The following is a 15,840-nucleotide window of genomic DNA, read 5'->3' on the forward strand; positions in this document are numbered from 1 at the left end:
TTTCCCTACTGCACTACAATATTTACAAGCTTATCCGGCACGGTAATTATCTTTTTAATCTCCTTGCCTTCAATGTTGCGGATTGCTCCCTCATTTGCGAGTGCAAGCTTTTCTAATTCCTCTTTAGAGATTCCTGCCTCAGCCTCAAACTTACCGCGGAGCTTTCCGTTTACCTGCACTACAACTGTGCATGTTTGATCGATACAGAATTTTTCGACAAACATGGGCCAGTGAGAATAGGCTATCGATTCGTCATTCCCCATCTTTTGCCAAAGCTCTTCAGCCAAGTGGGGAGCGTAGGGGTTTAAAAGTTTTACAAAATTATACCAAACATAGTGGGGTATCTTTTTGTGCTTTGAAACCTCATTTATAAAAATCATCATCTGGCTTATGGCCGTGTTAAAGTTAAGAGAGGCTGTATCCTCGGTTACCTTTCGAATCGTCTTATTTAAGAGAACGGTCAAGGCCTTAGTTTCAGGAGTCGAGGTATCGTTGACGGGAGTTTTGTATATTTCCCTGTCGGAAAGGTTCCAGATCTTTTCCAAAAATCTGAACACGCCCATGATGCCGCTTGTGTTCCATGGTTTTGAAACCTCCAATGGGCCTAAGAACATTTCGTAGAGGCGCAAGGTGTCTGCTCCGTATTCCTTTATGATGTCGTCGGGGTTGATAACGTTCTTTAAGCTCTTGGACATCTTGGCTATTACCTGCTCAAGTTTTTCGCCTGTTTCCATGTCTTCAAATTCGGTTTCGGATATTTTTTTGACCTTATCGACCGGAACAAGGCTTTTGTTTTTCCGCATATAGGCAAAGGAGGTTATCATTCCCTGATTTACAAGCCGTGTAAAGGGTTCCTTTGTAGAAACAAGACCTAAGTCATATAAGACCTTGTGCCAAAATCTTGCATATAATAGGTGTAGAACGGCATGCTCCGTTCCTCCTACATAGAGGTCAACCGGCATCCAATAATCGCATTTTTCCTTGTCGGCAAAGGCTTCGCTGTTATGAGGATCTGTGTATCGGAGGTAGTACCAGCAAGAGCCTGCCCACTGGGGCATGGTATTGGTTTCTCGTTTTGCTGCTTTCCCGCACTTGGGGCATTTTGTGTTTACCCAAGAATCGATTGCAGCCAAGGGGCTTTCTCCTGTTCCTGTAGGTGTATAGCTCTCTACTTTCGGCAGTGTTAGGGGAAGATCATGCTCGTCTATGGGGACTATGCCGCAGCATGGGCAGTGTACCAAGGGTATGGGCTCTCCCCAATAGCGCTGTCGGCTGAAGATCCAGTCGCGGAGCTTATAGTTTACGGCTTTTTTTGCAATACCGAGATTTTCAAGATGCTCGGTTATCTTTGTCTTGGCTTCTTCGGTTTTTAATCCGTCAAATTGTTTTGAGTTTACGGAATAGCCGTCCTCGGTTGTACAAGCCTTGGGTTCTTCCGAAAAGTCTCTTTTTCCGCCTTCCCATTCTTCTACTCCGGCTACTACCTTGATTTTAGGTAAATTGAACTGAGTTGCAAATTCAAAGTCCCTTTCATCGTGGGCAGGAACAGCCATAATTGCTCCCGTTCCGTAAGAGATTAAAATATAGTCCGAAATCCAAACCGGGATTTTTTGCTCTGTTAATGGATTGATTGCATAGGCTCCCGTAAAAACGCCGGTCTTGTTTTTTGCAAGATCGGTTCTTTCAAGATCGCTTTTTTTTGCAGTCTCCTCTATATAATCGGCAACGGCTTTTGATTGTTCCTTTGTTGTTATGCTTTTTACAAGCTCGTGTTCCGGAGCCAAGACCATGTAGGTTGCACCGAAGATTGTGTCGGGGCGGGTTGTATAAACCTTGATCTTTTGCCCGGTTTCTTTTCCGTCCTTATCGATGAGAGCAAAATCTACCTCGGCTCCCGTGCTTTTTCCTATCCAGTTCTTCTGCATGATTTTTATGGATTCGGGCCAGTCGAGTTCATCCAAGTCCTCTAGGAGGCGGTCTGCATATTCGGTTATCTTTAAAATCCACTGCCTCAAGTTTTTGCGTTGGATTTGAGCTCCGCACCTTTCGCATTTACCGTCCTTTACTTCTTCGTTGGCAAGGCCTGTTAAGCAGGAAGGACACCAGTTGATGGGGGCTTCTTTTTCGTAGGCTAAGCCCTTTTTAAATAATTGGAGAAAGATCCACTGGGTCCATTTATAATAGGATTCTTCGCTTGTAGAAATTTCCCTGTCCCAATCATAGCTTAAACCTATGGACTTTATCTGGTTTCTAAAGGTTTCCATATTTTTTCGGGTAGTGATAAGAGGATGAATACCGGTCTTTATTGCATAGTTTTCTGCAGGGAGACCGAAAGAATCAAACCCCATCGGATGGAGTACATTGTATCCGTTCATGCGTAAAAAACGGCTGTAAATATCCGTTGCAGTGTATCCTTCAGGGTGTCCTACATGAAGTCCGTCTCCCGAAGGATAGGGGAACATATCTAAAATATAAAGCCTCTTATCCTTGGGATAATTTTTGTCTTCGACTGTTCTAAAGGTTTTGTTTTCTTCCCAATATTTTTGCCACTTAGGTTCTATTGTACTAAAAGGATAAGCCATATTTTACTCCAACTAACTTGATGAATTTATCAAAATTGACGAAAAGTATTTTATAGAAAAGAAAGGAAAAATTCAAGGGCCGTCCAAAAATGTACATCCTTGTACATTTTTGGACTTCGAGTTTTTAGCTTCGCAAAAAACATCGACAGGGTGCCGAGCTTTGCGGTTTCTTATATCGCCCAGTTTCCGTTTTTTAGGATTTGGACTTGAGTTCCGTCTTTTTTAACACCTATAACCGAAAGTTCGGGGCCGCCTACCATGAAGTCTACATGAATTATAGAATTGTTCATTCCTATTTTTTTCTTATCTTCATCTGAAAGTTCGGCTCCTCCTTTTATGTTTTCGCTGTAGGCATTTCCTATTGCAAAGTGACAGGATGCATTTTCGTCAAAGAGGGTGTTTTTAAAAAGAACTCCCGTGTTGCTGATGGGGGAATCATCTGCGACGAGAGCGACCTCTCCTAGTCGGCTTGCTCCTTCATCGGAATCTAAGAGGGATTGAAGCACTTCCTTTCCTTCCTTGGCATCGAAATCTACAACCTTTCCGTCCTTAAATGTAAAATGAAAATCATCGATAATTCTTCCTCTGGCAGCCAGAGGTTTTGTGGCTTTTAGTTTTCCGTTTACTTTAAAGGCATGCGGCATCGAAAAAACTTCTTCGGTCGGAATATTGGCCATAAAGACGTCTCCTCTTGTGCTCTTGCCTGAACCGCCTACCCAGCGGTGGCCTTCTGTAAGGTATACTTCCAAGTCTGTTCCCGGTCCCTTGTATAAAAGTTTTTCAAAGGCCATTTCGTTTAAAAAGTTTTGATGCTTTTTTAAGGCTGCATCGTGTTCTTTCCATGCGGCGACAGGATCGTCCATGCTGACCCTTGTTGCATCAAAGACTTTTTCCCAAAGTTTGGCAAGGGCTTGGTCTTCGGGTAATTCGGGGAAGACCGATTTTGCCCAAGCCGGAGTAGGGTGGGCAGCAACGCACCACTTTACATGGTTTTCCATTGTATATTTCATTATCGGTTTTGAGGCTATAGCCCTTGTCTTATTCCATTCCGAAACTTTTTTTGCATCGGCATTTTTTAAGAGCTCTGGATTGTCGGCTACTATGGCAAGACGGTGATAGTTATTTTTATAGGCTGCTTCCATGTAGTCGATTTTAAATTTGGGCATTTCCTTAAAAATGCCTTCATCGCCATAGGCATAGCGGGCAAGGGTCATCTCGTCATCCGAAAAATCATAGATAACATCCTTGGCTCCCATCTTATAAGCCTGCTTTGTAACTTCCCGAACCATGCCGATTGAGTGTTCGTTTACAAGCACAAAAATTCCGTCGCCCTTTTGTATATTAAGGCCGACTTTTAAAATAAGCTCAACATATTTTTCTATATTGCGTTTAAAATCCATTAAAGACCTCCAAAATGATTTATAGCTTTGATACTCTAACATAAAAAAGATAAAAAGTAAATGATTTATGCTTTATTAAATTTTAAAAAAAAGACTTGCGGTTTGACGGGTTCAATGGTAGAATGATTATTAGTTTTGTTGAATTATATAAAAATAATTCGCAATTTTATTAGGAGGGAGCTAATGAATAAAAAGCTCGTATGGATGATTTTTATAGCATTCATCCTTGGTTTGGTTGTCGGTATCGTCCTTTGGCAAACAGGTGTCGATGTTGGCGGTTATGTAACTTGGGTATCGCCTTTTGGAAATATCCTTGTATCTATGTTAAAGATGATCGTTATTCCGGTTATCTTTTTGTCTCTTATTTCCGGTGCGGCTTCTTTACCGACAAAGGAATTCGGTAAGATAGGCGTTAAGGTTATAATTTGGTATTTTGTTACTTCTCTGTTTGCAGCGATTGTAGGATCCTTCCTTGCTCTCGCCTTTAATCCGGGATCGGGAACTTCTCATGCCGAATGGGCAAGTTTAATGAGTATGGGATCGGCCGAGGTTACTCCGGCTTCCGCAGGTTCTCTTGCCGATGTATTTTTGGGTATGTTTCAAAACCCATTTAAGGCTCTTGCTCAAGGTAACTTCTTAGCTATTATCGTTTTTGCCATTGCTTTCGGAATCGCGTTAAAAATAATTTCCGAAAAGAATGATGTAAAATTGCAGGAAGGTGCAAAACTGTTTTTAAATATTGTTGAAACTTGTAAAGAAACCGTATTTAAGATGGTTGACTGGATATTGGCTTATTCTCCCATAGGTGTATTTTGTTTGACTTCCGTAAACTTTGCACAATACGGTTCAAAACTTTTCGGTCCCTATGTAATGCTGACCCTCGGTGTTGTTATAGGTATTCTTGCAATGGTGTTTGTTGTTTACCCTGTAATGATTGCAATTTCGACGCGCAAAAATCCGATTAAGATTATGATGCAGATACGAGAGCCCATGCTGACAGCCTTTGTTACCCGAAGCTCTGCAGCCTCTCTTCCCGTATCTTTGAGAACGGCAAAAGAAACCTTACACATAAGCGATAATCTTTCATCGTTTTCGCTTCCCCTCGGTTCAACCGTAAACATGGACGGTGTATGCGTTCACCTGCCTATGTTTGCAGTTTTGGCTGCAAATATGTTCGGAGCGGATATCGGGTTTACAGCCCTCTTGGTTTTGGTCATTACAACGGTTCTTGCCTCAGTCGGAGCGGGCGGTGTTCCGGGCGGAAGCTTGATGCTTTTATTCATTATTTTGCAAAATATGAATTTAGATCCGGCACAGATAGCTGTCATCGTAGGTCTTGCCCTCGGTATCAATCCTATTCTAGATATGTTTGAAACGATGAACAATGTCGCCGGAGACTTGGTATGTACCTACTGTGTTGCCGATATGTCGGGAATGATTGAAAATGAAGAAAAAAAATAATTATGTTTTATAATTAGAATTTAATGGGTAATGTCTAAGACACTTACCCATTAAATTACTTTTTTTTAATGTCTAAAGTATTGACAATATCAGCCTTGCTGTATTATACTATTTTGTAAAGTTAAGTTTACAATAGTTGGAGAAGTTATGTTTAAGATACAAAAAGAAGCAGGTGATATTTTTAAATCTATCAGATTTAAAAGAATGTTTGGAGGTTTGTTTTTACTTTCGGATGAATTTTTGACTGTTGTACCGGGATACTACATAGGCCTTGCAGTAGACGAGCTAAAAAATTCTACGATGACCCAAAGCTCTCTTATTGCATACGTGCTAAAAATAATTTTTTTCACTTGTCTTGGATATTTCTTTTCTGCCATGTTCATGTTTTTTATTCATAATTCGGGGAACAAGGCTTCTTATCTTTTTAGAAAAAAAATACTTTCTTCGGTTTTAAAAAAGACTCCGCCGTTTTTTAAAAAATATACCTCAGGAGATATTTTGGCAAGGACTTCAAACGATGTTATTGCGCTGGAAAATTATTTTTCCTTGGGCTTTATAATGATGATGGATTCTTTTGCTTATCCCGGAGTTGCAATTTTTATGATGTCGGTTTTAATTTCGTGGAAGCTGACCGTTGCAGTCGTCCTTCCGATTCCGCTTATAACTCTTATTTATTTTTCTTTGGGTAAAACAATAAAGGATAGAACGAGTAAATCCTATGCGGAATTTTCCAAGGTCAATCAGGGTATTTTGGAACTTGCTGAGGGAATAAAACTTATACGCTGTTATGTGAACGAACAAGTCAGGTTAAAAAAACTTTCTTCGATTGTCAAAAATTATTTTTCGGTTTTGTATGCTCAAGTTAAACTTACATCTCTTTTGCAGCCCTGTACGGTTTTTATTACAAACCTATGTATCATAATTGCGTTTTGCTACGGCGGTTATCTTGTTCATGCAGGCGAAATTACTTCAGGCAATCTTGTTTCATTTTTTGTTTTTGTCGGAATGATTGCATGGAGCGGAATCGCAAGCGGTTTTTATTTGCAGCTGCAAAAATCGGGAGAAGCTGCTATCGACAGAATAAATGCTCTTATAAAAGATAATAACGAATTCCCTCCGATGGACGGAAAAACTCAAATCGAAAAGGTAGAAAAAATCTCTTTTAAAAATTTCAGCTTCGCATATTCCGATTCAGAAAAAAAAGTTTTGCAGGATGTTTCACTTGAAGTTTCGCAAGGACAAATTTTAGGAATTACCGGTAAAACGGGTTCCGGTAAAACAAGTTTGATAAAACAGTTTTTCAGCCTGTATCCTCAAAATGAAAACATCTTTATAAACAATCTTCCTTTAAAAGATTGCGATGTTTTTTCTTTTAGAAACAAAACAGCTTATGTAAGTCAGCGTCCTGAACTTTTATCGGGAACCGTCTGCGAAAACCTTTGTTTTTATACACAGAATATCGAAAAAGAAAAAATACTAAAAGTTTTGGAAACGGCTGACGTAAAAAGCGACATCGAAAAACTTGCAAACGGAATCGATTCAAAAATAGGAGAAAAGGGCGTTATGCTTTCAGGAGGACAGAGGCAAAGAATAGCTCTTGCCCGCGCCCTTCTTAAAGAACCGCAAGTTTTAATTTTAGATGATGCAATTTCCGCAGTTGATGCGGACACCGAAGTTAAGATTATCGAAAACTTGAAAAAATCTTCTTCATTTAATATTTGCATTATATCGGCACACCGCCTTTCGGCTGTTCAACATGCAGACAAAATAATTGTACTTGATGAAGGCAAAATTATTCAGCAAGGAACCCATGAAGAACTTATAAAAGCCGGCGGCTGGTATGCAGAGCAATTTGAGTACCAACACAGCCATTCTGCGGAGCTCATACAAAAAGAAGATTCCTATTTACAAATTGACAAAATTGACGGAGGGAAAAACGATGGAAGATAAGACAAAAAAACTTAAAGTAAATTACAGATTTTTTCTTTCGTATTTAAAATACTGCAAGGCTTATGTTTTGGCGGCTTTTATTGCCGTAGGCATTTTTATTGCATCCTCTGCATACCTTCCCGTAATTTCGGCAAACGTTATAAATGCCGACCTTGCAAATATGATCGATTTAAAAGCTTTTTTATTTAGGCACGCTCTTTTGTTTTTGGGAACAGCCGTTTTATTCTTTTTGTCGATGTACATAAAAACCCTGCTTTTCAGAAAAATTGCCAACACCGCCTGTGAGCATATTCAAATGGACATGGCCGGTCATCTTTTAAATTTAAAGATGAAGCATTTTGATGAAATGACTTCGGGAAATATAATGAGCCGGTTTTCGTCCGATGTAAATGCAGTAGGCGATTTATACTTTTTGGTTTTGGGCGAAGTTTTCAGTGTAGTTTTATTGAGTATCGTTTTATATATCCGCTTGGCTTTTATGAGTCCTTATCTTTTCGGAGCGAGCTTTGCGTATCTGCCGGTTGTTTATTTTCTTGCACGGTACTATTTAAAAAAGAGCGATAAGCCGACACGGGATCACAGGAGCTCAATCGGAGAGTTAAGCGGTTTTTTTAACGAAAGCATTAACTCTATTGAAACTGTGCAGGCCTTTTGTGCCGAAGAAAAAATAGAAAAAGAATTCGATACATTTAATCTTCCGGCATATAAAGCAAAGCGTAAAATGCTTTTACTTTCAGCTCTTTTTTCGTGGAACATTATTGCAAGAATCAGAACTTTAGTTTATGCAGCGCTTTTAGGCGTGTTCGGTTATCTGCATTTTCAGGGAGCTCATTTTCTTGTGGGTACTCTTGTAATCGTTATAAGCTATAACAAAGAAATAACCGATGTCTTTTTAAAATTGTTTATGCAGATGAACATTTACAAAAATGCCTTTGTTGCGGCAGGAAGAGTTTCCGAGATAATCAATTATGAACATGAAAGAACAAACGGCGCTCCTCACTCTCCCTTGGGGAATATAAAATTTTCAAACACCCAGTTCGGATACAGGGAAGATACTCCCATTTTAAAAGGGCTTGATTTTACTTCGGAAGACGGAAAGACAATGGCATTTGTCGGAAAAACCGGCTGCGGAAAATCTACAATTATGAATTTGATTTTAGGTTTTTATGAAAACTCCGGCGGGCAAGTTTTAATTGACGGGGAGGATATACGCTCTCTCGAATTAAAAACTCTGCGCTCAAAAATTGCAGTGGTCTTGCAGGAGCCCTATCTTTTTACCGGAACCCTTTTTGACAATATAAGTTTAAATGATCCTTTTATAACTAGAGATGCTTGCGAAAAAGCCTTAAAAGCTGTGGGCGGTATAAATCTTATAAGACGCTCAGAAAAGGGTTTGGATACGGAAGTAAACGAAAACGGAAAAAACTTTTCGGAAGGTGAAAGACAAATTATCTGCTTTGCCCGAGCCATGGTGCGCGATCCTAAAATTTTAATTTTAGATGAGGCTACTGCAAACATCGACACCGAAACCGAAAAACTTATAAATGCAGGAATCGAAGTTTTAAAGAAAGGACGCACCACACTGATAATTGCACACAGGCTTTCTACCGTAAAAAATGCCGACATAATAAACGTAATTGATGACGGCAAATTATTGGAGTCGGGGACTCATGAAGAACTGATTGCCCTAAATTCCAAATACGCCGAATGGTACAGACTGCAAAAATAGAACTTACTCTTTTATTATTGTCATATCGTTTGCCTGATATTCGGGCATAAAGCGTTTTATAAGGCCGGTTTCAAATTGGATGTTTACTACGAGTTCTCCGCTTGAAGCATCGGCCTTTACTATTACCCCGTAGCCGTAATCGTCATGGTATATTTTTTCTCCCTTCTTCCATACGGAAAGGAGGGGGTGTTCTTCTTTTTTTGTTCCGAAATCTTCAGGCTTGATTTGTTTTCCGAAGCCGCCTGAAAAAGATGAACCTGAAAAACTTGGATAAGAGGACGAGGATTCAGAGATATTTACAAGGCTTTGGTCTATTTCGAAGATAAAGCGGCTGGGTTGGGTAAATGTCAGGCTTCCGTAAAGGCGGCGCGAGGCGCAGCTTGTCATGTAGAGGGCATCCTTTGCGCGGGTGCAGGCTACATACATTAGTCTTCGTTCTTCTTCAAGCTCATCAAAGTTTCCGTTATCGCGAGGGAAGACGCCTGTTTCAAGCCCCGTGATAATTACATTTTTAAATTCCAAACCCTTTGTGTTGTGAATGGTGATGAGGTTGACGGAATCTTTTTGCTCGCCGCTGTCGGCAAGGCTTCTATCCAGTTCGATGTGCTCTAAAAATTCGTTTAAGCCCTTTACCGAAAAATCGTAAAGAGAGGCCGTGTTTGCAAGCTCGTTTAAGTTTGCAGTTTTTTGGGTGCCTGAAGCCGAGTCAACCGATTCGTAGTATTCGGCAAAGCCCGATTGTTTTAAAATCTCATATATAAAAGGTGCCAAGCCTTCACCCTTAGGTTCTTCTTTTTTAAAAAAGATGTCGCCCGCTTCTATTATGCTGCGTAATTCCTTTATGGTGTTTAAAAAATTTTTTAAGCCCTCCTTGGCTTTTTTTGTGAGGGAAGCCGAATCTAAAAGGGCGGACATGGCCGATATATAATCGTCCTTGGATTCAAGTCCCAGCTCATCGCTTTTTTTGGAAAACATAAGTTCTCTTGAGAGATCGATGAGTTTTTTTTGGGTGATTTCTCCCACGCCGCGGGTGGGCTTATTTATTATGCGCCTCAGGGCTACCTCATCCCTTCCGTTAGAGATAAGGGCAAGGACAGCGAGGGCATCCTTTATTTCTTCACGCTCATAAAATTTTAAGGTTCCTATAACCTGATATGGAATTTTTTTGTGTAAAAAATCCGTTTCAAAATTTAAGGATTGGGCGTTAGTTCTGTACAAGACAGCCCAGTCGGAATAGGCTCCTCCGCTTTCAACATCCTTCGATATGAGACGGGCACAAAGTTCCGCTTCGGTTTCCTGATTAGGTAAAAAATAAATGTGAGGCTTTTGCCCCTTGCCTCTTTCGGCGACGAGGGTTTTACCGAGCCGGCCCGTATTCTTTTTTACGACGGAATCTGCGACCGCAAGAATTTCCGAGTATGAACGGTAGTTTTTTTCAAGCCTTATTATCTTCGTGTTTTTAAAGGTATCGGCAAATGTTAATATGTTTTGAACCTCGGCTCCGCGGAAACGGTAGATCGATTGGTCGTCATCTCCTACCACGCAGATGTAGGTATTTTCTCCCGTGAGCACTTTTAAGAATTCGAATTGGGCTATGTTCGAGTCCTGATATTCGTCTACCATGATTACCGAAAAGCGGTTTTGAAGAGAGGCTCTGATTTGCGGGTTTTCTTTTAAGAGCATAACGGGAATCATGATGAGATCCCCGAAGTCTACGTTTCCGGTTTCTTTTAATCTCTTTTGATATTCACCGTAGATTTTTGCAAACTCAGGGTTAGGATCTATTTCCTGCAAGAGAGGGTCATCGGGGAGAAGGCAATAATCCTTTGCCCGCGAAATTTTTTTGATGATGCCGCGGGCAGTATTTTTTGTAAGAGCAGGGGAGGCCTGTACCAAAAGAGAAAGGGCATCATCGTCATCATAGATTGTAAAATTATGTGAAAGCCCTGCCCATTCCGCATACATGCGTAAGATCCACGCTCCGAAGGAATGAAAGGTACGGAGCATTGCTCTTTCCGCCCTCTTATCAAGATGAGAAGCTCTTTCGGACATTTCTTTGGCTGCCTTATTTGTAAATGTTACGGCGAGAATACGCTCAGGCTCGATATTATGCTCGGCAATGAGGTAGGCAATCTTGGTGGTAATAACCCGTGTTTTTCCTGAACCGGCCCCCGCAAGAATCAAAAGGGGAGAACCCTGATGCTTGACAGCCTCGAGCTGTTCTTCATTTAGAATGTTTAAATAATCCGGTTGAGCCAAAACAATCCTCCAAAAAATTATAATTTTACCACTCAATTATTAAATCGGTGCTCAGCTTATAAACTTTTTATATTCATATAAAAATAACGGAAAAGCATTTAGTATTGCTGTTTTTTGCTGCGGCAATACATACGTACTGACTTGAGATTTAAATATTGCAAGTTGATTTATTTCTGATTTTTCTTTAGGAAGCACATCATTTTCAAAGCATATATAATTGGCTTTTCTAACATTTAAATTCTCTATATGATTCCAATTACTTTTTAGCTTTCGAATTTTTTCAGGATTATCAGGAATTTTTATTTCAAGTGTTTTTTTATCTATTTTAAAACTGACAAAATCAAGATTTTTATAAAAAGATTCCTCATTTGCCAGCTCTTTAAAAGATTTTTTGCTGTCTAAATTTACGGTATAATATATATAATCATTATCAGGTAATGGCTTTTTAAAATATCGAATTGATTCAATCATGGGATAATTAATATACAGCTTTCCATTTCCGGTTTCATCATCAAAATATTCCAACATTTCTGTAACATCATTATTTTGCTTTTCAATTGATGTTTTATTAATCTTATCCGGCATGTGTATATCATAGTCAAAAAAAAGATATATTTCGGAAAAGATATCGCTGTCTTTAATATCTTTTAACACATTATCTGCATCATTTTTAGAAAGTTCTTCTTTCAATATTTGAACAATATCGGAGCCCGAATTATTAAAACTGTCATGCTGTTTCATCTTTTTGCAGAGTGAATAAATATTGTTACAATATGAAACAAGTATTTCATTTTTTGAGTCTGAGTCGAAAAACAAGTATTGCATTGTTTTATAAATTTGAGGTTCCCGTTTTTCGCCTTCAAAAATAAATAAAATCATTTCCCGAAAGTTCCGCCTCTGTACAGTTTTTCAAGATTATGACCTAAGCGGAGTTCTTTTTCCGTTGCATTATGTGCATTGACAATCTTTTCTTTTGAGCAAATGTAAAAACAATCAGGACGTAACAAATCGTTTGTAAAAAGTGTTGTGTTATGTGTGGTAAGAAGAACTTGACAGTCAAGCTCTTTTAATTTCCTTACGATAAAGCGTGAAAGTTCAAAGTGATAAAAAGCATCGAATTCGTCAATACATATAAATGAAGGACATCTTGCAGGATTGCGCACATCTTGCAACCAATAGTAAACAAGCAAAAGAGAGCGCATTCCTGTAGAACAAGCACTATAAAAGTTCAATAATTTTTCATCGTATTTAACATATATTTCTTCACTGCCTGAGTGGTTGCTATAAACCAGTTCATCGGTAAACCCAGCTTCCCGAAAAAAGAATTGCAATTCTTTAAAATGGTTAGATTTTATAATTCTCTCAATGATCTTATCATTATCATTTGATGTATAACCAACAAAAGAGCGGGTATCCAACGACCAAAATAAAAGCATTTTATTCACAAAATCAAAGAGTTCATTAAAAAGATGATTTTCGATGTTATCGTCAAGAACGCTATTACTTTTAATCCATTTTAAAGCGGAAATTTGAAGATTAGGCAAATCTTTATTTAGGTTTTCTGTACCGGAAAGAAAAACATCAAAGTCTTTGCTGCTCGAAGCCCTGTCATAGTTTATCACGGTTCTCTTGTCAATTATAAGTGTTTCTTGAATAAATATATTACTACTGCTTTTTCTATACTTATAAATTACATCCGTATTTTTAAAACTGAATGTATACTCAAATTCCACAGGTTCTTCAGGTGAAAACATGTTTTGATAATTCTTGTAATTGCCGGGATTGGTGTAATTATCGGTCAAATTTCCTACAACATCAAATAGAGCTAAGGCAAGTGAAGATTTTCCGCCGGCATTTTTACCGTACATAACAGCAGTCTTTACAATACCGCCTTTTACAGCCTCGGTGTTGAACTCATAGTTCCCGGTTGCCGAAAAATCGAGAGTTACACTATTTCGAAATGCTTTAAAATTTGTCACAGTAAATGATTTGATCATAATATACTCCAAAGGTAATCCAACACTATTATCGGTAAATATCAAATAAAAATCAAGTATGCCGTAAAAAAATTACGGATAAAATACGCGTTTTATGCCTTTTTTTTATCCTTCCCATACCGCTTTACCTGTCGCCCAAACCCCATGCTGCGATTCGGGCACAAATATCCATATAGCATTGTCAGCTTATTTATTGTATAATAGCTTGTAGGAGGCTATTATGGACCGTAAAGTTTTTTGCGAAAAAGATGGAATTTTAATTACATATACCGAGAAAGATGTATGTTTTGAAGATTGCAAAACAGCCGAATCTATTTTGCTTACAAATGAAGGAGAAATAATACATTCTAATTTTGATTTAGAAAAGAATGAATATTTTAAAAATTATCTTAAACAAATTTACCGGTCGATAACGGATTTCCGCAATCTTGATGCATTGGAGAGTGCTTGATGCCCATATATCTCCGTACTGCAGGTTATAAAATTTATTTTTGGTCAAATGAAGCCGGTGAACCTATTCATTTTCATGTCACTAAAGGTGATCCAAGCAAAAATGATACAAAAATTTGGGTTTTATCGAACGGTTCTTTTAAACTAGCCCACAACAGGGGCAAAATTCCTCAGAAAGATTTGACTCGCATTTTTTCTGCTATGCAAAGCTACTATTTTGACTTTATAAACTTTTGGAAGATATATCATAACTCGCAGGTGCAATTTTATAATTGACCATATAAGAACCCACCCTGCCGTCCAAAGGATGGCAGGGTGGGTTTTTTAAGCTAATCCGAAAGATCGATTAGATATGGATAAATGCTCCGGGGCCTAAGGGCAGACCGAAGATGTACCAGATAATCATGAGACCTATCCATGAAAGCAGGAAGCAGATTGAATAGGGCAGCATGGTTGAAATCAATGTTCCAAGACCGGAATCTTCATCGTATTTTTTCATAAATACAACAATCATTGCAAAGTAGCTCATCAAGGGTGTGATGAGGTTTGTGCTTGAATCTCCGATTCGGTAGGCGACCTGTGTTAAGGCAGGTGAAAGACCTAAGTTTACCATCATGGGAACAAAGATAGGAGCCATGATAGCCCACTTTGCAGAAGCCGAGCCCATAAAGAGGTTAAGGAAGGCCGAAATAATAACGAATGAGATTATAAGCGGCAAACCTGTAAATCCGATGCTCTTTAAGAAGTTTGCACCGTTTACCGAGATGATTGTTCCGAGGTTTGTCTTTCCGAAGTAGTTTACAAACTGTGCTGCGAAAAAGCTCAATACGAGGTAACCGCCCATAGAGCTCATTGCTGCAGTCATTCCCTTGATAAGGTCGTGGGAGTTATGAATTTTCCCCGTTTTTCTACCATATATAAGACCGGGAATCAAGAAGATTAAAAGAATTACGGGTAAAAGACCTCCGTGCATAAAGTTTGAAATTGAACTTTCCCCTGTTTTGGGGTCAATTTCTCTTAAAACTGCAAGACCGGGAAGCTTGGGAAGACCGAATAGACCAATAATTAAAATAACGGCCATAATCAAAATAGAAATACCGGCAAGCTTTAATCCCTTGTTTTCAACGTCAGAAATAGGCATGTTGTCCGGTTTGTATGATCCGTTATATGTGCCCAAGTTCTTTTCGACGATTCTTTCCGTAACGAAGGTTCCGACAATTGTAAGAATGAAGGTAGAAGCAATCATAAAAAACCAGTTACATGTCGGGTCAATTGCAATATCCATACCGGCATTGTGTAAGGCCTCGGTTGTGATACCTGTTAAAAGCGGGTCAATTGTTCCGAGCATGAGGTTGGCTGAGAAGCCTCCCGAAACACCGGCAAAGGCTGCTGCAAGACCTGCCATCGGGTGGCGGCCTGCATTAGCAAATACGATGGCTCCTAGAGGAATAACTACAACGTAACCTGCGTCGGAAGCGATATTGCTCATAATACCTGCAAAAACAACAACAACAGTTAAAAGTCTGGGGTGAACACCTGAAAGAAGCTTTTTAAGAGAGGTATTGATAAGTCCTGTCCACTCTGCAACACCTACACCGAGCATAGCAACCAAAACTGTTCCCAAGGGTGCAAAGCCTGTAAAATTCTTGGTAGCGGTATTTAAAATGTACCTAAGACCATCAAGATTTAAAAGCGAAACGGCTCCTATAGTAACTTCTTTTCCCTTTCGGGCATCAAAGTATGTAACAGGGGTTCCGAATGCTTCTGCAAGAGCAGAGACAATGATTACAATGATACTTAAAATTAAGAAAATCATAGCAGGATGCGGCAATTTATTTCCGATCCTTTCAACTCCTTTGAGGAAGCCTGAAACTTCCTTGTTCTTTTTTTTATCCATGAAGAACTCCTAGAAAATGTATTTGTCTATGTAAAATAGACGTTCGGGGCATTATATATGATGATTGAAAATATGACAAGTCAGCCTTGTCAAATTCCTTTAATATTTTAGCATT

General features: G+C 39.1%; 11 protein-coding genes. 5 read left to right on the forward strand and 6 right to left on the reverse strand.

Annotated features, from left to right (window positions below; all coding sequences use genetic code 11):
- Positions 1-5: 5 nt before the first annotated feature.
- Both leuS and E4O07_RS02145 read right to left on the reverse strand, forming a co-directional pair.
- Positions 6-2,582 carry a leucine--tRNA ligase gene (gene leuS / locus E4O07_RS02140; RefSeq protein WP_253687025.1) on the reverse strand — a complete coding sequence of 859 codons (2,577 nt, stop codon included), beginning with the start codon at positions 2,580-2,582 and terminating at the stop codon, positions 6-8.
- A gap of 170 nt (positions 2,583-2,752) precedes the next feature.
- Entirely contained in the window at positions 2,753-3,982 is a 1,230-nt protein-coding gene (locus tag E4O07_RS02145; protein WP_253687026.1) for an aminopeptidase, read from the reverse strand.
- 183 nt (positions 3,983-4,165) lie between these two features.
- Here E4O07_RS02145 and E4O07_RS02150 point away from each other — a divergent pair, with 183 nt between their 5' ends.
- From E4O07_RS02150 to E4O07_RS02160, 3 genes are all read left to right on the forward strand, one after another.
- Complete coding sequence (locus E4O07_RS02150) at positions 4,166-5,443, forward strand: dicarboxylate/amino acid:cation symporter (RefSeq protein ID WP_253687027.1); 1,278 nt, start codon at positions 4,166-4,168, stop codon at positions 5,441-5,443.
- Between the two features lie 147 nt (positions 5,444-5,590).
- Positions 5,591-7,393 carry an ABC transporter ATP-binding protein gene (locus tag E4O07_RS02155; RefSeq protein WP_253687028.1) on the forward strand — a complete coding sequence of 601 codons (1,803 nt, stop codon included), beginning with the start codon at positions 5,591-5,593 and terminating at the stop codon, positions 7,391-7,393.
- Positions 7,383-9,122 carry an ABC transporter ATP-binding protein gene (locus E4O07_RS02160; RefSeq protein WP_253687029.1) on the forward strand — a complete coding sequence of 580 codons (1,740 nt, stop codon included), beginning with the start codon at positions 7,383-7,385 and terminating at the stop codon, positions 9,120-9,122. Before E4O07_RS02155 ends, E4O07_RS02160 begins: the two co-directional genes overlap by 11 nt.
- 3 nt (positions 9,123-9,125) lie before the next feature.
- Here the strand turns inward: E4O07_RS02160 and E4O07_RS02165 are convergent, their stop codons facing one another.
- The 3 genes from E4O07_RS02165 to E4O07_RS02175 are packed head-to-tail and all read right to left on the reverse strand — an operon-like array spanning position 9,126 to position 13,378.
- A complete protein-coding gene (locus E4O07_RS02165) occupies positions 9,126-11,381 on the reverse strand; it encodes an ATP-dependent helicase (protein WP_253687030.1) in 2,256 nt (751 codons plus the stop codon).
- Between the two features lie 51 nt (positions 11,382-11,432).
- Positions 11,433-12,260: a hypothetical protein gene (locus tag E4O07_RS02170; RefSeq protein ID WP_253687031.1), complete on the reverse strand. Its 828-nt coding sequence runs from the start codon at positions 12,258-12,260 to the stop codon at positions 11,433-11,435.
- Entirely contained in the window at positions 12,257-13,378 is a 1,122-nt protein-coding gene (locus E4O07_RS02175) for an AAA family ATPase (protein ID WP_253687032.1), read from the reverse strand. The genes E4O07_RS02170 and E4O07_RS02175 overlap by 4 nt, the downstream gene beginning before the upstream one ends.
- A gap of 220 nt (positions 13,379-13,598) precedes the next feature.
- On the opposite strand from E4O07_RS02175, the gene E4O07_RS02180 reads away from it, so the two are divergent.
- Both E4O07_RS02180 and E4O07_RS13470 read left to right on the forward strand, forming a co-directional pair.
- Positions 13,599-13,829: a hypothetical protein gene (locus tag E4O07_RS02180; RefSeq protein WP_253687033.1), complete on the forward strand. Its 231-nt coding sequence runs from the start codon at positions 13,599-13,601 to the stop codon at positions 13,827-13,829.
- Positions 13,829-14,104, forward strand: a complete 276-nt coding sequence (locus tag E4O07_RS13470) for a DUF4160 domain-containing protein (RefSeq protein ID WP_371921942.1) — start codon at positions 13,829-13,831, stop codon at positions 14,102-14,104. The genes E4O07_RS02180 and E4O07_RS13470 overlap by 1 nt, the downstream gene beginning before the upstream one ends.
- Before the next feature lie 70 nt (positions 14,105-14,174).
- Here E4O07_RS13470 and E4O07_RS02185 read toward each other — a convergent pair whose 3' ends face one another.
- Positions 14,175-15,725: an AbgT family transporter gene (locus tag E4O07_RS02185; RefSeq protein ID WP_253687034.1), complete on the reverse strand. Its 1,551-nt coding sequence runs from the start codon at positions 15,723-15,725 to the stop codon at positions 14,175-14,177.
- Positions 15,726-15,840 lie beyond the last annotated feature (115 nt).

The sequence above is a fragment of the Treponema sp. OMZ 798 genome, from assembly GCF_024181385.1.
Classification (GTDB): Bacteria; Spirochaetota; Spirochaetia; order Treponematales; family Treponemataceae; genus Treponema_B.